General features: G+C 40.4%; 20 protein-coding genes and 1 riboswitch. Of the genes, 8 read left to right on the forward strand and 12 right to left on the reverse strand.

Annotated features, from left to right (window positions below; translation table 11 throughout):
* Nucleotides 1-43: 43 nt before the first annotated feature.
* Nucleotides 44-5,782 carry an alpha-2-macroglobulin gene (locus tag IQ259_RS13910; RefSeq protein WP_193885653.1) on the forward strand — a complete coding sequence of 1,913 codons (5,739 nt, stop codon included), beginning with the start codon at nt 44-46 and terminating at the stop codon, nt 5,780-5,782.
* Between the two features lie 133 nt (nt 5,783-5,915).
* Here IQ259_RS13910 and IQ259_RS13915 read toward each other — a convergent pair whose 3' ends face one another.
* From IQ259_RS13915 to IQ259_RS13935, 5 genes are all read right to left on the reverse strand, one after another.
* Nucleotides 5,916-6,587 (reverse strand): Uma2 family endonuclease, encoded by a 672-nt coding sequence (locus tag IQ259_RS13915; protein ID WP_193885654.1) that lies wholly within the window; start codon nt 6,585-6,587, stop codon nt 5,916-5,918.
* Between the two features lie 74 nt (nt 6,588-6,661).
* On the reverse strand, nt 6,662-7,495 hold the full coding sequence (locus IQ259_RS13920) for an energy-coupling factor ABC transporter ATP-binding protein (RefSeq protein ID WP_193885656.1): 834 nt from the start codon (nt 7,493-7,495) through the stop codon (nt 6,662-6,664).
* On the reverse strand, nt 7,470-8,282 hold the full coding sequence (gene cbiQ / locus IQ259_RS13925) for a cobalt ECF transporter T component CbiQ (RefSeq protein ID WP_193885658.1): 813 nt from the start codon (nt 8,280-8,282) through the stop codon (nt 7,470-7,472). Before cbiQ ends, IQ259_RS13920 begins: the two co-directional genes overlap by 26 nt.
* Entirely contained in the window at nt 8,279-8,581 is a 303-nt protein-coding gene (locus IQ259_RS13930; RefSeq protein ID WP_193885660.1) for an energy-coupling factor ABC transporter substrate-binding protein, read from the reverse strand. The genes cbiQ and IQ259_RS13930 overlap by 4 nt, the downstream gene beginning before the upstream one ends.
* Nucleotides 8,568-9,347: an energy-coupling factor ABC transporter permease gene (locus tag IQ259_RS13935; protein ID WP_193885662.1), complete on the reverse strand. Its 780-nt coding sequence runs from the start codon at nt 9,345-9,347 to the stop codon at nt 8,568-8,570. The genes IQ259_RS13930 and IQ259_RS13935 overlap by 14 nt, the downstream gene beginning before the upstream one ends.
* Nucleotides 9,348-9,372: 25 nt before the next feature.
* Nucleotides 9,373-9,513: riboswitch (cobalamin riboswitch) on the reverse strand.
* 82 nt (nt 9,514-9,595) lie between these two features.
* On the opposite strand from IQ259_RS13935, the gene IQ259_RS13940 reads away from it, so the two are divergent.
* Complete coding sequence (locus IQ259_RS13940) at nt 9,596-10,192, forward strand: thermonuclease family protein (protein WP_193885664.1); 597 nt, start codon at nt 9,596-9,598, stop codon at nt 10,190-10,192.
* Nucleotides 10,193-10,258: 66 nt separating this feature from the next.
* On the opposite strand, the gene IQ259_RS13945 is transcribed toward IQ259_RS13940, so the two are convergent.
* The gene (locus IQ259_RS13945) at nt 10,259-10,759 is read right to left on the reverse strand and encodes a methylmalonic aciduria and homocystinuria type D protein (protein WP_193885687.1); all 501 of its coding nucleotides are present in this window, start codon (nt 10,757-10,759) and stop codon (nt 10,259-10,261) included.
* A 719-nt stretch (nt 10,760-11,478) separates the two neighbouring features.
* Between IQ259_RS13945 and IQ259_RS13950 the strand changes: the two genes are divergently transcribed.
* Complete coding sequence (locus tag IQ259_RS13950) at nt 11,479-12,078, forward strand: hypothetical protein (protein ID WP_193885666.1); 600 nt, start codon at nt 11,479-11,481, stop codon at nt 12,076-12,078.
* Nucleotides 12,079-12,156: 78 nt separating this feature from the next.
* Here IQ259_RS13950 and IQ259_RS13955 read toward each other — a convergent pair whose 3' ends face one another.
* Nucleotides 12,157-12,396 carry a DUF6464 family protein gene (locus IQ259_RS13955; protein ID WP_193885668.1) on the reverse strand — a complete coding sequence of 80 codons (240 nt, stop codon included), beginning with the start codon at nt 12,394-12,396 and terminating at the stop codon, nt 12,157-12,159.
* Nucleotides 12,397-12,786: 390 nt separating this feature from the next.
* On the opposite strand from IQ259_RS13955, the gene IQ259_RS13960 reads away from it, so the two are divergent.
* Nucleotides 12,787-13,155, forward strand: a complete 369-nt coding sequence (locus tag IQ259_RS13960; RefSeq protein WP_193885670.1) for a cyclic nucleotide-binding domain-containing protein — start codon at nt 12,787-12,789, stop codon at nt 13,153-13,155.
* Between the two features lie 218 nt (nt 13,156-13,373).
* On the opposite strand, the gene IQ259_RS13965 is transcribed toward IQ259_RS13960, so the two are convergent.
* Nucleotides 13,374-13,913, reverse strand: coding sequence for a DOMON-like domain-containing protein (locus IQ259_RS13965; RefSeq protein WP_193885672.1), 540 nt, complete (start codon nt 13,911-13,913; stop codon nt 13,374-13,376).
* Nucleotides 13,910-15,028, reverse strand: coding sequence for a phosphotransferase enzyme family protein (locus tag IQ259_RS13970; protein WP_193885674.1), 1,119 nt, complete (start codon nt 15,026-15,028; stop codon nt 13,910-13,912). Before IQ259_RS13970 ends, IQ259_RS13965 begins: the two co-directional genes overlap by 4 nt.
* A 452-nt stretch (nt 15,029-15,480) precedes the next feature.
* Between IQ259_RS13970 and IQ259_RS13975 the strand changes: the two genes are divergently transcribed.
* From IQ259_RS13975 to IQ259_RS13985, 3 genes are all read left to right on the forward strand, one after another.
* Nucleotides 15,481-15,660: a hypothetical protein gene (locus IQ259_RS13975; protein WP_193885676.1), complete on the forward strand. Its 180-nt coding sequence runs from the start codon at nt 15,481-15,483 to the stop codon at nt 15,658-15,660.
* Between the two features lie 729 nt (nt 15,661-16,389).
* Nucleotides 16,390-17,679, forward strand: a complete 1,290-nt coding sequence (locus IQ259_RS13980) for a GAF domain-containing sensor histidine kinase (RefSeq protein ID WP_193885683.1) — start codon at nt 16,390-16,392, stop codon at nt 17,677-17,679.
* A 148-nt stretch (nt 17,680-17,827) separates the two neighbouring features.
* A complete protein-coding gene (locus IQ259_RS13985; RefSeq protein WP_193885688.1) occupies nt 17,828-19,582 on the forward strand; it encodes an ABC transporter ATP-binding protein in 1,755 nt (584 codons plus the stop codon).
* On the opposite strand, the gene IQ259_RS13990 is transcribed toward IQ259_RS13985, so the two are convergent.
* Nucleotides 19,563-20,336 (reverse strand): DUF4058 family protein, encoded by a 774-nt coding sequence (locus IQ259_RS13990; protein WP_193885684.1) that lies wholly within the window; start codon nt 20,334-20,336, stop codon nt 19,563-19,565. The two genes, IQ259_RS13985 and IQ259_RS13990, sit on opposite strands and share 20 nt — an antisense overlap.
* 381 nt (nt 20,337-20,717) lie before the next feature.
* Here IQ259_RS13990 and IQ259_RS13995 point away from each other — a divergent pair, with 381 nt between their 5' ends.
* On the forward strand, nt 20,718-22,499 hold the full coding sequence (locus IQ259_RS13995) for an ABC transporter ATP-binding protein (RefSeq protein ID WP_193885685.1): 1,782 nt from the start codon (nt 20,718-20,720) through the stop codon (nt 22,497-22,499).
* A 14-nt stretch (nt 22,500-22,513) separates the two neighbouring features.
* Here IQ259_RS13995 and IQ259_RS14000 read toward each other — a convergent pair whose 3' ends face one another.
* Both IQ259_RS14000 and IQ259_RS27175 read right to left on the reverse strand, forming a co-directional pair.
* Complete coding sequence (locus IQ259_RS14000; RefSeq protein ID WP_193885686.1) at nt 22,514-23,257, reverse strand: hypothetical protein; 744 nt, start codon at nt 23,255-23,257, stop codon at nt 22,514-22,516.
* A gap of 186 nt (nt 23,258-23,443) precedes the next feature.
* Nucleotides 23,444-23,656 carry a hypothetical protein gene (locus IQ259_RS27175; protein ID WP_228014534.1) on the reverse strand — a complete coding sequence of 71 codons (213 nt, stop codon included), beginning with the start codon at nt 23,654-23,656 and terminating at the stop codon, nt 23,444-23,446.
* Between the last annotated feature and the right edge of the window lie 24 nt (nt 23,657-23,680).

The following is a 23,680-nucleotide window of genomic DNA, read 5'->3' on the forward strand; positions in this document are numbered from 1 at the left end:
ACACAAAGAGCGCAAAGTAAAAAGAGATTGATCTTTATTAAATATGATTAAAAAAAACTTCCTTACAATATTTATTACTCTGACATTTATATTTGGTATTAGCGGCTGTAATTTACTGGGTATATCTCCAAGTAAGGAACCATTACCCTCTGTCTCACAACTCACACCCCCAAAGTTACCAGACTGGATAGAACAAATTAGCCCGCTTGGCGATGCAAAACCTCTCAACCAAATTCGGATTCGTTTTAAGGAAGCTTTAATTCCTATCGAAAGTCTTGACAGTCCAGAACAGCAAAAGTTACTACAACAATTTGTACTTTGGCCGCCTTTACCCGGACAGTTTCGCTTTTTAACACCGCGGATGGTAGGCTTTCAAGCCGATAAAGCATTGCCACAAGCGACAAGATTTAAAGTTACACTCAAGGCTGGTTTAGCAGATTTAAAAAATCATAAGTTAAATCAAGATTTAGCTTGGACTTTCAATACTGAACCGATTAAGCTGACTAATTTACCCGGTGTTAATCCTGTAGAAAAAGCAGAAGTTCAACCAATTGATTTACAACAAAAGCTGCAATTCACCTCTAATGTAGAATTAAAGTTAGCTTCTGTACAAGAGCATTTACAATTGCTGTCTGAAGGTAAAAATCAAGGGGTCAAATTTAAGGTAGAATTAGCACAAGCTGAAAAGCCATCAACAGGTGAAGATCCTTTAGAGAAATTTGACTCTTCAACACGCAATTGGGTTTATAATCTTTTCCCGCAGCAAGGTTTAGAAAAAGCAACTAACTATCGCCTTGTATTTTCTCCAGGCATATTACCAGATTATGGTAATTTACCAACACAACAAGAGTTTGTCAGCAAGGTAACGACTTATTCACCTTTAGCATTTCAAAAAATTAACTTTTACGGACAACCAGATATCGGCGGAACTTACGGACGTTTCTTAAAAGGTAGTCCACAGTTAGAATTTAACAACATATTAGTTGCAGATTCAGTTAAAGAGAATATCAAAATTGAACCAGCACCAAAAGATATCTCTCGAATGCTACAAGTGAGTGATGAATCGAGTGTGGTGACTATCAATCCCTACTCTTTAGCACCTGCCACTAACTATACAATTACTATTGGTGCAAATCTCAAAGATAAATTTGGGCAGACTTTGGGTAAACCTGTCAGCCTCAAATACAATACTGGCGATTTAGCTGGTGATATTTGGGTTCCTTCAGATTTACATATTTTCCCATCAAGTCAAAATTTACAATTAAATATTACTACAGTTAATCTGCCAGAATCTAAATATAAAGCTGCTTATCGTGTAGTTCAACCCACAGATTTAGTTTATTTTAATGGTGCTTATCCTAAAGGTAATGGTAAGGATTTATTACCTCAACCAAGTGCATGGGCAAGTTCTAAAGTCTCAACGAAGAAAAATCAGCAAGTTGATATTACTGTCCCGTTAAGAGAAAAGCTTGGTAGTTCTACAGGGATGTTAGCTTACGGAGTCCAAGCACGCACAAATAAATATCAAGAAAATGGTAAAGAATTATGGCGCGAACCAACAACTTATGGTTTAGTACAATTGACGAATTTGGGTATATTTAGCCAATGGTTCCCAGATTCGGGGTTAATTCGTGTCAATTATTTAAGTGATGGGTCGCCTGTGAAGAGTGCGGCTATCGAAATTTATCAGTCAAAGTTGGAGGCAAAATCTCAAGATAATGCTGTACCTTGTGCAACAGGTAAAACTGATGAGAGTGGTAATTTAAGACTGCAACGCGAAAATCTACAGCAATGTTTTGCAGGTAATCAAAGATTTGTCAAATCGCCACAATTATTAGTCATTGCGCGAGAAAATCAAGATTGGGCTTTTGCAAGAACTGAAGAATATAGTGGTGTGTATGGTTACGGGATTGATGCAGGTTGGCAAGCAGGTAAACCAGAATCTCGCGGAGTGATTTTTTCGGATAGACAGTTATATCAACCAGGAGAAAAAGCTTGGTTAACTGGTTTTGCTGATTATTTAGAAAATGGAGTTATTCAGCAAGATAAAAATGCTAGTTATCAATTGACTTTGGTTAATCCCGACGGACAGAAAACAGATTTAGGTAGCAAAACTACAAATGAGTTTGGGACGTTTTCTTTAGAGTTACCAATTCAAAAAACTCAACGTTTAGGCTATTACACAATTCAGGCAAAGGGAAAGAAGGGACAAGAAATTTCAGGTGAGTTACGAGTTGCAGAATTTAAGCCACCGAATTTTAAAGTAGAACTGAATTTAGATAAAGAGTTTGCGTTGATTAACGAAACAATTGAGGCAAAAGCTGCCAGTAATTATTTATTTGGTGCGCCTGTCGAAGCCGGAGAAGCTAAATATTTTATTACTCGTCAGCAAGCTAATTTTGTTCCTAAAGGTTGGGAAGAATTTATTTTTGGTAGACAATGGTTTTGGCCTGAAGAAAGTCCATCTGTAACTAGTGATGTGTTGCAAACCAAGACTAAGTTAGATGCAGGTGGGAAAACTAGTCAAACGGTGACGGTAGCGAAGGATTTACCTTACCCAATGACATATCGTGTTGATGTACAAGTCGCAGATGTTTCTAATTTATCTGTGGCTAATTCCCAAAGTTTTACAGCTTTACCAAGTAACCGTTTAATTGGGTTAAAAAGTAACTTCATTGCTGATGGTGGTAAAGCTTTACCTGTGGAAATGATTGTGACTGAAGCTAACGGCAAACCCATCACAGGTCAACGAGTACATATAGAATTGCAGGAGATGAAATATAGTAGTGTGACGCAGTTAGTAGAAGGAAGTCGCACTGCTAAAAATCAAGTTGAATATAAAACAGTCGAACAAACTGATATTACGTCGGCTGAAACTCCTAAAATATTAACTCTCACCCCAAAAGCATCAGGTACTTACAGAATTCGTGCGAATTTTAGCAATACAAAAGATGAATTTACTGCGACAGATATACAAATTTGGGCGACTGGAGAAAACCCTGTATACTGGAGTTCGGAAGATGAAAATCGTCTAGAAGTGCAACTAGATAAAAAAGAGTTTAGAATTGGCGATGTTGTCACTGCTTTAATCCCATCTCCCTACCCAGAAGCAGAATTGTACTTTGCAGTTATCAAAGACAAACCACTTTATCAACAAGTAACTAAAGTGAAGGGTGGCGCACCGCAAATTCAGTTTCAAGTTACGCCAGAAATGTTACCTAATGCAGCAGTTGAAGCTGTATTAGTCAGACAAGGCACACCTCTTAATCAAGTGGAAACAGGAAGTTTAGATAAACTTGTGAAAATTGGTTTTGCACCTTTCAAGGTGAACTTGCAAGACAAATATTTAAAAGTGGAAGTCACACCTTTACAAGCATCTCTTGAACCTGGTGCGGTAGAAACGATACAATTAGGACTCACGGATAACCAAAATAATCCCATCCCCGGACAATTTACAGTGATGGTGGTAAATGAAGCAGTGCTGCAACTTTCTGGTTATCGTCCGCCAAACTTGGTAGATACAGTTTATGCAGAACAACAAATATCTACCCGTTTCAGTGATAATCGTCCTGATGTGGTGATACAACCGCAAGATGTGGCAAAACCCAAAGGCTGGGGATATGGTGGTGGTTTTTCCCCAGGTGCAGCAAGTACGCGTGTCCGCACAGATTTTCAAGCTTTAGCTTACTACAATGCTTCTGTGTTAGCCGATGCCAGTGGTAAGGCGCAGGTAAGTTTCAAATTACCAGACGACTTAACAACATGGCGAGTCATGGTTGTTGCTACCGATGGAAACTTACGTTTTGGCAATGGTGACGCGACATTTATCACAGCTAAACCACTGCTCACTAATGCCATTTTGCCACAATTTGTCCGTCCAGGCGATCGCATCTTCGCAGGTTTATCCGTCACCAACACCACCGGAAATACTGGAAACCTCTTCATTAACGGCGAACTTAACGGTACACTCAAGTTTGCCGACAATAATTCTACAACAACTTCATTGCAAACCAACGCCGAATCAGCAACTCGCGCTTATCGTTTTCCGATGATTGCAGGTAACGTCGGTGAAAGTAAAGTCCGCTTCACCACCCAACTAAATAATACAGCTGCCGATGCTTTTGAAGTTCCACTAGAAGTGAAGGCATTAGAAGTAACTGAACAAGTTGTCGAAACTGGCGTAACTTCCAAACAAGTCAAAATTCCCTTAAATGTTGATAAAAATACTTCCCCTGAAACTGGCGGTTTAGATATTCAACTCGCCAGTACATTGATACCGGAAATTAAAACACCCGCCAAACAAACTTTAGGCGATGATAATTTACCCTTCGCAGAACCAGCCGCTAGTCAATTAATTATCGCAGCTAATTTGCAAACTCTCTCACAAAAATACAGCCAAACATTTGCCGAATTTAACCCTAACCAAAAAGCAAACCAAGCTATTACCCAACTGCAAAAACTCCAAATAACCGATGGTGGTTTTGCAGCTTATCCAGGACAAGAAAAATCTGACCCTTGGATTTCTGCTTACATTGCCGAATCGTTAGTCAAAGCTAATCAAACATTTCCTGCTTTCCTTGATTCTGCAACACTTACGCGCTTGAAAACTTACCTGCAAAAAGTTTTAGCAAATCCCGGACAATACGATTTTTGTAAACAACAACTTTGCAAACATCAACTACAATTAAATACCTTAATTGCTTTAGCAGAATTAGGCGATAAACGCAATAGCTTCCTGGGAGATATTTATCAACAACGTCAAAACTTTGATATCGTCACGCAAATCAAACTAGCGCGGTATTTATCTCAGTTCCCCGAATGGCAAAATGAATCGCAACAACTGTTGAACCAGTTACAACAGAATATCTCCGAAACTGGACGCACAGCCATTATTAATTTACCACGAAACTGGGGCTGGATGAACTCTTCTACAACTGCCCAAGCGCAAGCCTTACGATTATTTATTGCTAAACAAAGTAAACCCGAAACTATCGCTAAACTGTTCCAAAGTTTGTTAACATTACGTCGTCACGGTACATGGCAAACTAATTATGATAACGCTCAAGCATTAACAGCCTTAGTAGAATATAGTCAACTACAACCTACACCACCAAACTTCGTAGCAACTGTACAATTAGCTGGTAAAAAGTTAGGCGAAAATCGCTTTAATGGTTATCAAAATCCTAGTTTACAGTTAAATGTACCAATGGAAAAACTACCCCGTGGTCGTCATGATTTAACATTGCAAAAATCTGGCAAGGGTAATTTACATTATTTAGTAGCCTATAATTACCGCTTGCAAGGCAATCAACCAGGAAGATTTAATGGTTTAAGAATCACACGAGAAATTAGCAAAATTGGGGAATCAAAAGTATTGCAAAAAACCGGAATATATGCTTTGGATAAACCCTTAACTGTAGATAGTGGACAAGTATTTGATATTGGTTTAGAAATAATTTGCGATCGCCCAGTCGATCATCTAGTAATCAAAGACCCATTACCAGCCGGATTTGAAGCAGTAGACCAAAGTCTTCAAACTGCCACAGCCGCATTGCAAGCCAAAGCCGATAGCTGGGAACTAGGTTATAAAAATATTTACCGCGATCGCATTATCGCCTACGCCAACCACCTCGAACCAGGAGTTTATAGCCTCCACTACTTAGTCCGTTCTGTGACCCCTGGTACATACTTATGGCCTGGTGCAGAAGCACATTTACAATATGCACCAGAAGAATTTGGGCGTTCTGCTGATTCGACAATTATTCTGGAGGAGAAGCGGTGAGTTTTCAACGCAGAGGTTTGCTAAGGTAAACGCAGCGAAAAGTTCTAAGGAGGGTTTCCCTAAGTAGGAAACTTTTCAAGACAAAGTTACGCGGAGTCTTTCTCTCTGCGTCCTCTGCGCCTCTGTGGTTCGTTCATTTCTGCAACTGCTGCACAAACGCATTATGTTCCGGCGACTTCAACCCCAGTTGCACCACCTCCAACACTCGCACCATCTGATTGTTTAACAGCGCCTCTACCGCCAACCACAAACCCGGAAATACCTGAGAACGAATAATTCCATCTGCACCCGGAGATAACAATTGATACTCACCATCAACTAAGCGAAACCACTCAATTCGATTCTCGTAGGATTGCCAGATTACATACTCCAACACCCCATTACGGCGATAAACCTGCTTTTTGCTGCCTGTATCAATTGCTACACTACTAGCCGCAACTTCCACAATCAATTCGGGAGATCCTTCAATGTAACCGTCATCACTTAATCGAGTTTGTCCACCCCTAGCAGGTTCAATAAACAGCACCGCATCCGGCTGGGGTTCGTTATCTAAATCGAGTCTGACTGTCGGTGTATCACTGAAGTCAACACCAGGAGTTAATGCTTGATAGATTCCTAGCCAAGTCATAACTCGACTGTGGGGTTTGCCATGCTGTTCATGTCTTAAAGGAGATGCCACGTAAACGATTCCTTCAATCAGTTCTGCTTTCTTGATATGGGGTGCAGCTGCATAACGGCGTTCAAATTCAGGACGAGTTAGGCGATCGCCACTTTCCAGTGGAGGTATTGATTGTATTTTAACCATTTGCCAATCTGGGGAGTTGTTGGATACTTCTAACCTTAGCAAACCACAGTTATTTAGAAGGGTCGCCCATATAATTATGAAAAATCTCGAAATAATTCTAATAACTTTTGTCGCACTCGTTCTATAACTACTTCCTCCTCACCAGATAGCCCATCAAATAACATTTCATATATCAATGGTACGCCCAACTCTAACTTTTCTAAAAAACTACGCTGACTAAATACATCTTGTGGTGTACCTTCTAGTACTAATCGTCCTTTATCCATGACAAAAACCCAATCTGCCCATCGATAAACTAAATCTAAATCGTGGGTTGCCATGATTAAAGTGGTTCCATTTTGATGAATTTTTTGCAGAGTTAATATCAAGTTACGAGTATGTTTAACATCTAAATAAGCAGTAGGTTCATCTAACACCAATAGTTCTGGTTGCAACACCATCACATCTGCTATAGAAACTCGCTTTTTTTGTCCTAAACTCAGATGATGTACTGGTCTTTCTGCTAAATTAGTTAGTTCAAATTCAACTAGTGCTTGTGCTACTCGGTCTTTAATTTCGGATACTGGCAAACCCAAATTACATAAACCGTAAGATATATCTTCTTCAACAGTAGAAGCTACTAATTGTTGTTCTGGATCTTGAAATATTAGCCCAACTTTTTGTCGTAAGTTACAAAGATAATTCCGATTATAAATTAACGGTTCACTACGCCAATATACAACCCCAGAATCAGGCTTATATAGACCGTTAGCTAATAAAAATAGTGTCGTTTTACCACAACCATTCTGACCAATCAAAGCACATCTTTTCCCAGATGGAATTCTCAGTGTTAGACCATTTAAAGCCGATTCCTGTGAGCCTGGGTAGGTGTAATATACCTGTTCAAATTCGAGTAAATATTTCTGCATTCCGCCAAAATTCTAATCCTATTAATCCTATACAGCCGCAAATTGCTTCGATGATATATCGCGCTTGGGGACGATAGCGGCGATGATGCCAAACTCGAAATTCACCAACAAAACCTCGTGCTTCTAGTCCCAGAGAAAACTGACTATATCGTTCTAAGGTTCGCTGTAATAATTGTCCAATGAGTAATGCTAAACTTTTCATTCCACTAGCAAGAGTGCGGTAGCCACCACGGGAATTTTGTGCTGTCCACAATTCATTGGCTGTGTTCAGCAAAATGAAAATAAACCGATACATGAGTAATAACAAATCGGTTAAAAGTACTGGAAATCGCAAGTAACGCAGAGTTTGTAAAATTTCTGTGAAAGGAACAGTTAACATGAGAAAATATAGACAAGAAACAGAGGCTAATGCTCTAGTTAAAATTCCCAATGCTTGGATACTGCCACTATGACTGATATAAATATGGAAGTGTCCGATAGTTAGCCCATATAACGAATCTAATTGCACCTTTGGCAAATCATTAATCACAACTCCATTCACCATCAGGGCTGGCAAACTTGTCAAACAAAAAAGTATGGTAAACAATAACAAACGGAAATAAACACCAGCCGGAATTCTGGCATAAATAACTGTCCAAACACACATCCAAAGCGCTATCAAAATTTGCGCTAATGGATGGGTAGCCAGGGAAATAGCAAGGGTAGTCAATGCAAAAATCAGTTTATGTTCTGGTGGCAATCTTCGCAGTCTATTAGTGTAAGCTAAAGTATCTAGTTGCAAGCTCATTCTTCATGTTTTTGTTGTTGAGAACGTCCTTTATACAATCCAATCGCATAACCAACTACTCCTGCACCTAAGGCAGCTTGCGAAGCAAATAATAAGCTTGCTATTTCACTACTAGCTGGTTCAAAAAGTGATTTGAACCAAGGTTTATATTCTGGTTCTATTTCATTAATAACTTCTTGTGCTTTGCCATCAGCACCGCCAAATTCCGCACCACGCAAAAAAATTAACGGTGCAACTGCTAAAGTTAATACTGCTACTACCAACAGCCAGTTACTCAATCCTTTTTTAGATTGATTCATTGCTTTGACGCTCCTGCTTGATTAATTTCAACAATTCCAATTCTTGAGGATTATAAGATTGCAACCAGTTCCACACCAACACAGTTAGCAATCCTTCACTAATTGCTAAGGGAACTTGAGTTATGGCAAAAATTCCGGCGAATTTGGCAAATGAAGCGAGAAAGCCACCAACAGGTGCAGGAAAAGCTAGGGCGAGTTGGATAGAAGTGATAATGTAAGTGAGTAAATCTGCGATCGCTGCTGCTAGAAATATGGCGATTTGTGGTTTACTACCCAACTTGATTGTAAAATTATATATCCAGTAAGCCACGAAAGGGCCAGCGATCGCCATCGAAAAAGCATTTGCACCCAGTGTAGTTAAACCGCCATGCGCCAGTAACAAAGCTTGAAACAACAATACTAAACTACCTAAAACCGTCATAGTCAGGGGGCCAAACAGCACCGCACCTAACCCTGTCCCCGTGGGATGAGAACAGCTACCTGTGACGGAAGGGATTTTCAACGCTGACAACACAAAAGTAAAAGCACCAGCCAACCCCAGCAATAATTTCAATTCCGGGTTAGCTTGGGTAACGCGAGTCAAATTACGCAATCCCAAGATAAAAAATGGTAATGCCACAATCCACCAAAAAACTGCCCACTGCACTGGTAAAAAACCTTCCATAATGTGCATGGCATAGGCGGGTTTGGGTAAACCAACTACTAGATAAAAACTGATGACGGCCATCAGGGTTAGGCTAACTAACACCTGCTTTTTTCTGTTCATAACCTGTACCTCGCAGATTTATGTAAATATATCAGTTCTCATCGGCGGGCATCCTGACTTACCCAATTTTGGCTTACAGTTGCGGGACAGCGCCGGATTTACACCGGACTTTCCCCCTTGCGTCCGATGGCTGCTCCCCATCAGAACCGATTTTAGTAACTATATCACCATTTGCAATTTTGTCACTTCAGCCGCGGCTGTTTCAAAAATCAAATATAGTATCATTCATCAGATTTAGGTGAGGTTGAATGCAGAAACTAACAAAACAAGTAGTCATTTGGCTGAGTGCAACTATCATGGTTTTGGTTTTAGTCAGTTGTGAGAAATTTTTTGGCGCTTCTGGAGACTTGGTTGAACGAGTGAGTGATGGTGACACTTTGGCTGTCAAAGATGCCAAAGGTAACAAATTCAACGTCCGCTTTGCATGTATGGATGCGCCAGAAGTACCCCATTCTCAAAAAGAAAGGAACAGTAAACGCGCCAGCGATCGCAATCAATATAGTTGGGGTACAAAAGCACAGGAACGCTTGCAGCAATTGGTAAAACAATCAGGCGATCGCGTCATTTTGAAGATCACAGATAGCGATCGCTATGAGAGGAAAGTAGCAGAAGTTCGCTTGAAAGATGGTACGTTTGTTCAAGAAGTTTTGTTGCGAGAAGGTTTAGCTAAGGTATATCGCCCTTATTTAAATAAATGTCCCAGTCAAGAGTTAGTCCAACAAGCCGAAGCACTAGCACAGCAGCAAAAATTGGGGATTTGGAGTGATACTAAATTTATCGATCCTTGGGAGTATCGCCGTTTTATGGCAGAAGGCAGAAGGCAAAAGGCAGAAGGCAGGAGGTAAGACTATTATTATTCCTATATTCCTTCATGATTAGAGTCAATAAAACGAGTTTGCATACTTCACACTTCATACTTCTATTTGTTCTTCCCAGCCATGCTGAGAGGCTATTTCTTTAGTCACTAATTCGATGAGTGTTGGGGATGCGGCTGATATTAAAACACTGGGATAAACTGCTGTACCCCAAATAGGATGCACTAGTACACAGCATTTGTTTTTAATTACTGAATAGCCAAGTAATGTTTTTACTACTGCTGTATCATTGTGGGGAATTGCACCAGGACGCGAAAGTAAAGGATAGCCAGTGCGGGGATCAATTATGTCTGTGAGATAGCCGCGATCGCGCAGGTAAAAGGCCACGTCGCAGCCGTACCGCATAAACTTTTCTCGTAACTTTTGTTTTTCTGCCTCTATTTCCTTTGTACTTGTGACTAAATGATATTGCGATCGCTGTAAGACAATCACAACCCAAAATAAAGGTTGCTGTTTCCAATCTGGTAATATCTGTTCGCAGTTGGCACAGATATATTGGCTAGGCGCATGAATGGATATTTGCACCGCTTGTCCCATTTCGCCAACTAAATTTATGGGACTGTTCTGCTCCGAAATGTAAATGCTGGGATAGTTCACTGCATTAATTCGGTTTTTTACAAGTTGTTAATTTATGTCTTGGGATCGATAATAACTCTTAAAACTTTATAAAAATCATCAATTTTTCCTAATCCGAAGGATTTTTTGCCAGTTATGTTTGTAAACTATAAATTTTTAATCCAATTTTTATAATTTATTAACCTTGCTGGAAAACAATATCTAGGGAAGACTCATTTTCGTACTTGGCGGTAAAAGCTTTTTGATTAAGATTGTGGAAAATGTTAAACACCCTCTTTCCCAGTTCCTGGTTTCTTACTATCTGAGGCAGCAATCCTCAACCGAAGGCAATATGAACAATAGTTTTGCCAAATGTAAATTTTAATACGCTTTTTTGGCAGACAGGATTTCAAACTCGTGATATTTATTGGAGAAGTTGCCCCAACAATCAAGTCAGGACAACTTCTGGTACACCCCTTGCACAATAAAAACAATATCAGTATTCATAACTATTTGTTTGCCAATTTGGCAAAAATTTAGAATGAAGCGGTAAATCCAGCGTCGTGCTACTATATAGCCATTAAGAAATGGTTTTAAATGTAATCATAGAAGCAGTTACTTAATCGAGTCTAAATAGTTAAATTGACTTCATTGCGTAAGTCCTAGCTCTCAGGAATCAACTAAGCTCAGTGAGGCTACTTATGAATAATTATAAGCAAATCAACCTGAATCTCTGCGATGAACTTGACGCAGCCAGAAGACAGTTGAAATACGACCAAAAAAGTGGAATTGCAGCTTTAGATAATATTTACCGCCGAGGTATAGTCCCAAACCAACTTTTAAATGGTCGTTATTGGGGTGAGTTTCTTGCCTCTAATTTCCACCCAGTTTTAGATAATTTGTTAGATATCATAACTAAAATTTGGCTACCTTGGGAAGGTAAAAAATTCGATGCTCAAAATAATACTGGAGATAATATTTTCACGAATGATGGTTTATTATTAGGACGCTTAATTTGGCCTTTCTATAATGGTTATGTTGTAGATAGTAGAGGGCGATCGCTTGCTTTCAAATTCCAATCATCTCTGGGTAGGTGTTTATTAGAGCCAGATATTGAAGTCTTGCGATTGAATTTTGATTTACCAGGTAATCCGCAGTTCCTGATTCGTGACTTGGTAGATCAATTAGTACAGATTGATGACGATTTTTACCTAGGCAAAGCTGTGTTAAAACATCCTGAAGGAGGTTGGTTTTGTGCAGCTTATTTCACCCTCAGTTCTGGTTTAGTTACTCATAATTAAAAGCTCAGATCCCCGACTCCTTAAAGGAGTCGGGGATATTTTTGTGTATGTATTAATTACAAATTAGTATTTCCATTTCTAAGATTCAACAAAATAAATACATTTATCACATACTTCAGATGGATTCACAGCACATTGGATGTAAGGCGATCGCGCATTAAATAAACAGTCATCTTTTCCCAGAAAATTCTTGTGTTTGCGGCTTTGATTCTGTTCTCGAACTTGCATCTGCGGTGAAGCGATTGCTGATAACATTCCGAGTAATATCCAAATAGTACCACAAAAAACCATTAAAATAAAATCAAAAACGCGCCGCATATTCAACACCTAGCTAAAATACTAACTGCAAAGATTTTAGCGATTCTATGGTAATTGCTTCATCCGTCATTAGACATTCATCTTTGGTAAAGAAAAATGATTAGTAACATGTGAAAAAGCATAAATACACATAAAATACAAGTGTTAAATGTTATATGAGTAGTCGGACACAATAAAATTCATGGGTAAAGATAGGTGACAGGTTACAGTCAAAAATTTGTGTAATTAATTCTGTCTAATTACTTATCTATATTATTTCTACCACGGTAGTTAGCTGTAAGCTCATTAATGTCTGTTGAAGATTAATCAACAAAAGGTAGTATAATTTACTCGGTTATTGTATTATTTAACCAAAAATTTTTTCAAGCAAATAATTTTGGTATTGCTCTAATGTTAAGTCCAGTAATTACAATCAGTATTTTTCAAAAACAAGCCGCTCCTCAAATATATTCAGCAGGTCAAGTTATTTTTGAAGAAGGACAGTCTGGTGATTGTATGTTTGGTATTGTCGAAGGAGAAGTAGACATATTAGTAAAAGGTAAAGTCGTAGAGACAATTACAGATGGGAATATTTTTGGCACAGGTGTACTAGTTTGGATCAAAAATCGTACCTATACTGCGATCGCTAAAACTGATTGTAACCTCATATCTCTGGACGAAAAAAGATTTCTCTTCGCCGTTCAGGAAGCACCTATGTTTGCACTGCATGTAATTAAAAATTATTCAGAGCGCTTGTCTCGCTTGCAACACATGGTTTAGAGTCAAATCTACCACTAGCAAATCATATCCAAAATAAAGAGCGATCGCAGTTCCGTGTAAGCGATCGCCTAGCTTATAGCCTATAAAACCCTGAACAAAGTAATCGATTACTAAAATTATATTTTCACTCGCTTCATTCAGGTTGCAGGGTTAGTCCCCTCAGGGGTATAACCCCTTAACACTGCGATCTTATTTATACTGATATTAGTTCGCCTAATTTACAACAAAATCAGAACGCTATCCCGTAAATGAAAATCAGCCTCAGTACCTTTATGTGCTAATGCCCAATAAGAAATTTGACTGCTTTTTTGTTTAACCACAGTAGTAATTGCAACATCAATGGCTGGCTCTGAGGAGACGATTTTAGTTAAATCCACACTTAAATTTAAAGCTAAAAGATTAGCCTGATGTTCAACCAGGAATGGCAAGTTAGTAAAGGCTGTTTCCTCTTGCATACCTTGACGATAGCCATCAAAACGATAGACATTCCAATGTCCTGCGGGGGAGAGGTTAAATTCCCAGTACCGTTGGGAGTCTACAATCCCAACAAAGAACTCAAAGCAAGTGTCTTCCCAAAGTTCGTGTTTTCGGGTTGGTGTATCTGACGGTGAAGCAATGATAATTTCTGTTAAGTCGCCGAGTAAGTTGTAAGTAACAGCAAGTTGATGAGCATTTCGGGCGATATTACCTGTAATCTGCACATCAGGTAGCAAGTTGTCAGACGCAAAGGGTTGCAAAGAGAATTTCTGCTCGTTCATTTCATATCCTGAATAATGTTGCGAATCTGGCTTTCTTGAGATTCGATACTTTCGGTTAGCTTAAACTGAACGATCGCCCTTGCTAAGTTATGTTCTGGATGCTTAACTTTAAAGTAGACGTTCCCTGCTAAGTAATCTGCAAAGAATCGCAGTCCTAATTCAAAAGCAATTAAACGAATACCATCATAGATGTAGGCATAATCATTTTCAGTTAGAAACGCCTTGGCGACAGCAAGATAACCTTGTAAAATTCCTTGACACAAATCAGTGTCAAAATAAACACTATCCCATTCCTCAGTTTCTTCACCAGCCGGATTGCAACCAGAACGCAAACAGTCACCAATATCGTAATGTACCAATCCAGGCTTTACCGTATCAAGGTCTATCACACTGACAGCTTTTTGCGTCGTAGTGTCAAACATGACATTATTGATTTTGGGATCACCGTGCATCAGGCGTAATGGTAGTTTGCCTTGTGCTTTGGCATGTTCTAGAATGTGTGCAAAATTCGTGCGATCGCTGACAAACTGCAAGCAATAATTGACTTCAGGGGATAATTGCGGACTAGTGTTTGCTAAAACTTCTTGATAATGACCCAGGTAAAGCGGTGTAATGTGGAAACCGACAAGAGTATCTGCCAGTCTTTCTGCTGGTAAATCACTGATCAAATTGTGAAACATCCCCAAGGCATAGCCAATTTCTTTGGCATATCCTATATTTGGCATTGTGTCGAAAGACTGTGAGTTTTGAATAAAGCTAATTGCTCGCCAAAAAGAACCATCAGCATCAATGCAATAATCTTGAGCATCCTTGGTTGACAGTACCCGTGGTACTTCCCAGCGACGGTTGAGGGGTGTGTGTTGCAAACGTTGATAAACATGATCGCTAAAAACGCGCATATTCTGCATAATCAGCCGCGGCTGACGAAACACCTGGGTATTGATGCGTTGCAGGACAAAATACTGTTCTGTAGCAGAATTGAGTGTGACTAGGAATGTGTCATTAATATTGCCACTGCCAAATGCGGCAACACTCCTAACGTTATCCTGAATCACAAATTGCTCGGCAATTACAACTAAATTCTCCGCGCTCTGCTTGCTGATAACTGTTGTCATATTTATTTTTTCCCACTCCCCACGCAAAATGCACAAAAGCAATAGCAGACATGTTAACTCAAGTGTTGGCTTCAGGGTGTATCAATGTGTTGCGACTGTAAAGTTTTACCTATTTTTGTGAGATGTCTGACATTTTGCGTTTGCTAATCAAGTAAATAGAAAAGTGAGGAGAAGTCGTCAACAGGAGCCACTTATATGAAGAAATAACTCAGTACAACTGCCAGATGTTGCCGTTATAACCACGCAGTAATCAACTTTGGGAACTTTGCGGAGCATCTTCAGTCTAACGGATTGGACAGAAAACGTTACGTAAAATTCCGCAATTGCCACCAGGACAACTGAATACATATCATGTCATCTTTAACTAGAAAATCAGTAAGTGGTAGTTATTTTATAAATTTCCACTACCTCCATAACGCGATCGCTTTATATATATTTAGATTGTTCCTCCTATGTCCGCAAAACACACCAAAATTAAATTTCCCTTTTGGCAGTATCTCAACCAACCCTTATTTAGCCGTGATTCTAATTTAGAATTAAATCCTCGTCGCTTTGCTCGTAGCTGGCGTATTGGACTTCTCAAAAGATGTTGGCATAAAGAATGTGATGCCAAGGGACATCAACAATCATAAATTTAGATATTAAGTAAATATTCGTAGTGTCTGTAGAGACATTGTATTGCAACGTCTCTACAGACATTTTTAGTTTGTGAAAATTCTTATCCGAACTGTATGGCGCGATCGCCGTAGATGAATTGCACATCGGAAACTGTTCCAGCGATGAAACCAGAAAGTCATGCTGTGAAAGAAGCCTGCAAAACTCTGCTCGTTATAATTGTTAGCTAATAGTTATTTTTTAACTTTAGTTAATCTCTTATTAACCCATCCTATTTTTAGTCATCTAGCTAGTATCAAATAAATTTTTTGATGCTTTTTGACATAGTTAACCGCAAATAAAGAAGCTAGACCTAATATGAGCAAATGTTTCAATTTCATGACTTAAATTTTATTAATATATTTAATAGTACTCGCTCTGATAACTTGTAATTTAAATTGATTATTACTTAATAAGTATGAATTGCTAAAGCTTTCAAGATGGCAAGCTAATTGTTTCTTGATAAATATTTCAAATAAAATATAAAGTTATTATTGAGATTTCGTTAATTTTTATTAATTTAACAAAATATTTATAAATTAATAGGATGCAAATAACAGATATTTCTAGTAGAATTTTTATGATTAAATCTAAAAATCCAAGTTAATTAAACATAATTGTAGATATCCAGAATTTTTACTGGAAAAAATTTTAAAACTTAGGATTCATGATTTTTAACAATTTATCAACTTCTGCAACAGGCATATATGAGCAAAGCCAGTGTTAAAACAAGTTTGTTGCAAAAGCAACTGTGGCAGCGCGAAAGACGAGCGATCGCATTATTATCCTGTTTAAACTATCGATCTGGGGAACTATGTAACTATCTACATAGCATTGCCTGCGGAGTGAGTGAATTGCTGGAAGTACATTGGTCTGTGGTAACGCTGTGCCAAAAAGGTTTTGAGACAGTATTAGCCAGCAGTATTGATATGGGTGAAGGTGAACATGTCTATTCACTACATGGTTCACTCGTTGGTACTGTAATAGAAATTGGTCGTCCCTTAGCAGTAGCAAATGCCGTAAAAAATCCACAGTATGGAGAGATTCCCCAAGGTTACTATGCTTATTTGGGCATACCATTGCGGACTGCTGAAGGGAAAGTGATTGGTACTGTCTGCTCTTTTTATCGCGAGCCACGAGAGTTCACACCAGAAGAAATCCAAGTAGCAGAAGTATTTGCTGAACGTGCAGCTACAGCAATTGATAATTATCATCTCTACCAGCAACAGTGCGAGTTTAATCAAATTTTGGAGTCTGAAGTCGAAAAACGCACCGCCGAACTGCGGACAGCACAAGCCAAGCTTGTAGAACAAGAACGACTAGCAGCCATTGGTGAATTTGCAGCCATGATTGTCCATGAAATTCGTAATCCCTTGACCACAATGATCATGGGATTGAAGTATTTCAAAAAAACTATTTTGAATGAAGCTGCTAAAGAGCGATTATCGTTAGCACTCAGCGAAGCCAGTCGTTTAGAAAATCTGCTGAGTGAAATTTTGCTTTACGCCAAGCCTCAAGTTTTGCATCTCGGTGAATTGGATGTGAATGAATTCATTCATGAGTTGCTCAAATCAATTGGTGACATGCCAGAAGCACTCTCAAGAAAAATTGATTTTATCCCAGGCTCATCTACAGTCAAAATTTTAGGTGATAAAGATAAGCTCAAACAAGTATTTATCAATATTATCCGTAATGCCTGTGAGGCCGTTTCCCCAGGAGATGTGATTAGATGGGAAGTCAAAAATTCATCTCCAGGTAAAGTGGGGATCAATGTTTGCAATGGCGGTGAACCAATTCCCCCAGAGATTCTATCCAAGCTAACTCAGCCATTTTTCTCCACAAAATCTGGTGGTACTGGGTTGGGGTTGGCGATTACCAAACGCATTGTCAATGCTCATGGTGGGGAATTCTCCATTCATTCTGATGCACCATCAGGTACTACTGTGACGGTGCAATTACCTGTGGTTATGCCTCAAAACCTGATGCACAGATGCTAGTACTCTGTCGTAAGGTATTTGTCCCATATTCCTCAATCCAAAATCTAAAATTCTTCAGCCAGCCAAAAGGTAAGGGATAATTTGTGAAAGATACAGGCAGGGGTGAATACCATTGGTGCAACAACCAGAACTCCAGCAAAATTCCTCAATGCAGTCAATCCAGCGGGTACTAGAGAGTTTACGCCATTACCGATGGATTTCATTGGGAGCTTTGATTAGTCTCTTACTATTGACAGCTGCGAATGCGGTTACTCCCCAGCTATTTCGCTGGGGAATTGATCAAGGCATTAACCAGCAAAACTCACAAATAGTACTTTACAGCGCCGCGTGGATGGTAGTGGCCGCGATCGCTCGTGGTGTGTTTAATTTTGGCCAAAGCTATTTGGCAGAAGCCGCTTCTCAAGGTGTCGCCTATGACCTGCGTAACAAAATTTTCAGCAAAATTCAAAACCTCAGTTTTAGCTATCATGACCAGTCGCAGACTTCTCAACTTTTAACCCGTGTCACCAGCGACATCGAGCAAATCCGCACATTTGTAGGCACTAGCTTGATTCAAGTCATCGGCGGATTGGTGACATTACTTACTATTGCCGTGATTTTGCTAGTCATGAACTGGCGACTAGCCTTAATTACCTTAACAGTAGTACCGATATCAGCATGGTTGATGGCGCGATTTATTATCCGTAATGATCGATTATTCCGGCAGATCCAAGAGCAACTGAGCAACCTGAATGCTGTATTGCAAGAGAACTTACTGGGAGTCAGAGTAGTCAAAGCCTTCGTGCGGGAGTCTGCCGAAAAGTCGCGTTACACAACCTTGAATGATGCCCTTGTCACGGCAAACATGCAAGCCATTCGCGCCATCCGCAACACCTTCCCGTTTATCTTTTTGCTGAGTAATTTAGTGACCCTGGCGGTTTTTGGCTATGGAGGAGCGCAGGTAATTGGTGGTAGGTTTTCCGTTGGTGAACTGGTGGCGTTTAACTCCTACCTGGTGTTGATTTTACAACCAATTTTGTTAATTGGCTTTGCTGCCCCGGCGATCGCCCAAGCCGCCGCCTCGGCTGCACGCGTCTTTGAAGTAGTAGATGCCGCAGTTGAGATCCGCGATCGCGCCAATGCCATGCCATTTGAAACTTGCGGTGGCAGAATTACCTTTGAGAACGTCTGTTTTCGCTACCCCGGAGCCACAACCGAAGCCCTGAAAAATGTTTCCTTTGAAACCAAACCCAATGAACTAATCGCCGTTCTGGGCATGACAGGTTCAGGGAAAAGCACAATTATGAACTTAATTCCCCGCTTTTACGATGTCACAAAAGGAGCAATTCGGATTGACGGGCGGGATGTGCGAGATTTTACCCTCAAAAGTCTGAGAACCCATATTGGCATTGTGTTCCAAGAAACAACCCTATTCTCTGGCACTATCCGCGAGAATATCGCCTATGCCAAACCCAACACCACCTTAGAACAGGTAGTTGAGGTGGCGAAAACTGCCCAAATTCATGATTTCATTAGCAGTCTGCCCGATGGCTACAACACGATTGTGGGTGAACGCGGCGTTGGTTTATCTGGGGGACAAAAACAACGCATAGCGATCGCACGGACTTTACTCACCGATTACAGTATCCTGATTTTGGATGACAGTACTTCTGCTGTGGATGCCAAAACAGCGGCGCAAATTCAAGCCGAACTCGATGATTTAATGCGCCAAAAAGCTTGCGTCACTTTTGTTGTGGCTCAACGCATCAGCACCGTTAAGAATGCCGATCGCATTTTTTTAATCGATAAAGGACAATTGGTAGCCCAAGGAACCCATGAGGAATTGATGCAAACCAGTCCCCTCTATGGTGCAATTTTGGAATCTCAAATCAAGCAGAAGCAATCTACTTCTTCAATTGTCTAGACATCCACTCAATATCTGCATCACTCAATACTGGTGGAGGCGGGGGTTGGGTATAGTCTATTGATAAATCATACCCAGCCTCATCGTAGATAGCATGGAGGGCAGCTTGCAACTCTAGTACAGCATCACAGTCGCCTTCACCCAAAGGAACAGGTATCGTCGGGAGAGGATCTTGTAAAGCCACAGGCCACACATTAATAACTCCAGAGTGCGATCGCGTTAAGGTAATCAAGTAAGGAACATTTGGCAGACGAGGGTGATTAAATGGTCGATTTCCTCGCCGCAGCAAGTCAATTTCAATGAGATGGACGTTTGCATTATATAAACGTTGGCGTTTCTGACGGTAGTCAGTAATATTTGGTTCGCGTTTGTTGACAGGGGAGAGGATTTCGATACAACTTACCAGGACGTTGTTAGCTGTATCCCGAATTTCCACTGTGGGGATGCGGACTTCCACTGGTTGGATAACTGGTAGCGTTAATGGCGCAGGGGTTGTGGTAATATTCGATGTGGCGGTGGGAGGAGTTACATCGCGCCGTTGTTTGATCTGCATTACCTCAACATCTGGGTACAAAATGCCAATTTCACTAGCTGGAGAAATATCTTCTACAACATATATATCCAGCCGTGCAACATATTTGGGGCGCAGTTGTGGCGCAAGAAAGGCACGAATTTTACTAGCAAGAGCGTTGTGTACGTCACTCCACAAGTAGCCTTCAAGATATGGGTTCATGCCAGGGAACGGAGAAGGCATTTGACATCCTCGCTTGACTGCACCTTAATATTTTAGAACTTGGGGCTAAAAATTTCCGGCGCTGTATATTTGTGAGATAATTTTACATGCTCTGTTTGTCAAATAGCGTAGAGTTCATCCCAATCAAAAAATAATTCTAAGACTTACCATTGACCAAAAAAACAAATATGTATAAAGACTAAACAAAAAACCGCAGAAATATTTGGAGGGGGTTTGGGGGACGCAACCGTCCCCCAATCGGGGGTGTGGGGGAAAATCCCCCAAATCTTGGCTCAGACAGACCATGATTAATTTGTATAGTGCGTAAGTCCTAAATACGACAGATAGATTGACTTTAAGCCAGACGCAGAAAAAATTCCCAATCTAAAATCCAAAATTATTATGAGAGGTACAAGCCCGATTGTTGCATCCGAGCAACTGGCAACTCAGCAACTCTCCACCTTACGGCGCTTTTTACAATACCTGCGACCCTACCGCAAAGAAATTCCCATTGCCTTGACATTAGTATGTATTGGTGCATTAACTCAGGCGATCGGGCCATTCTTATTAGGCTGGTCAATTGATTATTTAATTGTCAATGGGAATTTGTCTGGTTTGCTGCTGCTATTAGGACTACTAGCACTGATCTATGTATTTGGGATTTGGGCAATCCGGGGTCAAATTATTCGTGTCGGCTGGATTATGCAGCGATTGTTGGCTCAACTGCGGCAAGATATTTTTATTAAAATCCAAAGTCTGCCACTCAGCTTTTTTGACCGTAGTGAAGCGGGCGATTTAATGAGTCGCCTACTGAATGATGTCAATACCGTAAATCAGGCATTTGGACAAACCGTAGCCCAAATGTTGGGTAACACTTTCAGTTTGATTGGCATTGTTATTGCCATGCTTTCAATTAATCTACAACTTGGCTTGTTAAGCAACCTAGTTGTACCACTAATGATTTTTACCACCAGCTTATTTGCCCGTTGGGCAAGAGCTAGATTTCGCGTCACTCGCCAAACAATCGGCGAACTTTCTGCCAAGTTAGAAGAAGATATTGGCAGTGTGCGCGAAGCCCAAGCATTTAATCGCGTGCCGATCAATATTCAAGAATTCGACATTCTCAACGCCGCCAATCGTGATGCCAATGTCGAGGCGGTAGCAATTACCGCGGCCTTTTTACCATCGATTGATTTTCTCAATACCCTAGCAACAGCAGGTGTATTAGCCTATGGTGGGTATCTCGCCGTCACCGGAGCAGTAACAGTTGGAGTAGTGACATCGTTTTTACTTTATGTACAACAATTTTTTCGCCCCATCCAAATTCTTAGCCAGTTCTACACCCAAGCTCAGTCTGCTTTTGCTGGGTTAGAGCGAATTTTCCTGTTGTTGGATGAACCAGCGCAACTCAACGATGCACCCGATGCCGTGAAAATGCCACCTATTCAAGGTGAGGTCAGATTTGAGAATGTCACCTTTGGCTATAACCCAGAGCAACTGGTTCTCAAAGGAGTGAATTTACACGCTCGTCCAGGACAGATGGTTGCATTAGTGGGGCCGACTGGCTCAGGCAAAACGACAATTATTAACCTGATATTGCGTTTTTATGATGTGTCTGGTGGTGCAGTCAAAATTGATGACATTGATGTACGTAGTGTTACCCAAGCTAGTCTGCGTCACCAAATTGGTATTGTTTTGCAAGATAATTTATTGTTCACTGGAACTGTGGCTGAAAATATTGCCTTTGGCGCTCCTTACGCTACCCAAGCCGATATTGAAACAGCTGCACAATTGGCCAATGTCCATGAGTTCATCACCTCACTACCACAAGGTTACGCAACACAATTGGGGGAACGAGGTGCGCCTCTAAGTCAGGGACAGCGACAGCTTATTAGTATCGCTCGTGCGGTGTTGATTAATCCGCGAATTTTGATTTTAGATGAAGCAACCAGCAGTATTGATACCCGTACAGAAGCATTAGTACAAAGTGCGATCGCTCGTTTGTTACAAGGTCGTACCAGTTTTGTGATTGCTCACCGCCTCAGTACCGTAACTCAGGCTGATCAGGTGTTAGTAATTCAGCAAGGACAAATTGTAGAACAAGGCTCTCATACAGAACTTATTGATCAGCAAGGAGTATACGCGAATCTCTATGCTCTCCAGTTGGGTGCAAATAATTTCTAATACGTAAGTGCTTTTTAACTACAGTTAACTGCGGAAGCCGAAGTTACTTTTGTTAAATCGCTAGTAAATGTGGCTGTGTATTTATAAGGCGATGAACCAGTGCAAGTCATGGAATTTCGATCACCACGGCGAGGAGACCACCACGAATCTGCTAACACTTTTAAAGTTTTTCCATTCCATGACAATTTTGTGACAACTAAAGAGTTAGTTTTACCATCACTTGGCTTTTTGGCAGTAACAAACGTAGCATAGTCAACGTTGCCATTGGAGGCATTAATCCGCGCTAGAACTGCTACCTTTGCACCACCACCGTTACCGTAATAAGATAGCCAACGGCCTTTAGCAAAGCGTCGAAAATCATTACCAGTCTGGCTACCAGTGGAAGAGAAAACACCATACAAAACGTTTCCTCCATCCCATAGCAATCCGTAGCCTCTGCTATCGTCTAATGTTGTTTCGTAGTCACTGCGACACCATTTTTTGACACCATTATCAAATCGAATAATGCGGGGATCTTGGTTCAAAGATGATACTTGCTGATAACCAATATAGATAGTTTTTCCTGCAATACTTATCTTCGGCCCATTTTTAGCTTTGATGGTCGCTTCACTGTCATTGCATGTAAATGTTACACCTTTACTGACAGATGACTGTATGGTAGTTTGAGCAAGAACTTGAGGAATTGCTAAATCAATTCCTAATCCTGCTGATAAACCTAAAAATGTTAGATATTTGGGTAGTTGGTGGCGATTCATCATGGTTTTGGAATAGGAAAAATGTATAAACCGACACCATAACACAAAGTTTGATCAGCGCCAATCTCATTGTCAATATTGCTGGGAAATGTTTAGTCGCTAGACTTTAGCTTATTTCTGCTAATTTAGCTTGATTCTTAGGTTTTTCTAATCTGCGCGATCGAAGTTTAATCCACCTTTTTGTTGCTATCATTCCTCATCATTACCGAAAGTCACGCATGGGCTGTCAACTTCCTCGATAGGTTGAAATGAACTACAAAAAGTGACAACAGCACAATTAACTGTAAATTCATCAGGGTGAATGCACTCTATGGCTGCTTTTACTTTGACATGAAAAGCACAGTCATTACATATCGTGTGACATGGTAATGGTTGGGAATCTTGATTAGAGGCAGGGGGCAGGGGGAACGCTGTCTCTTATACACA

This window comes from Fortiea sp. LEGE XX443 (assembly GCF_015206815.1).
GTDB lineage: Bacteria > Cyanobacteriota > Cyanobacteriia > Cyanobacteriales > Nostocaceae > Nostoc_B.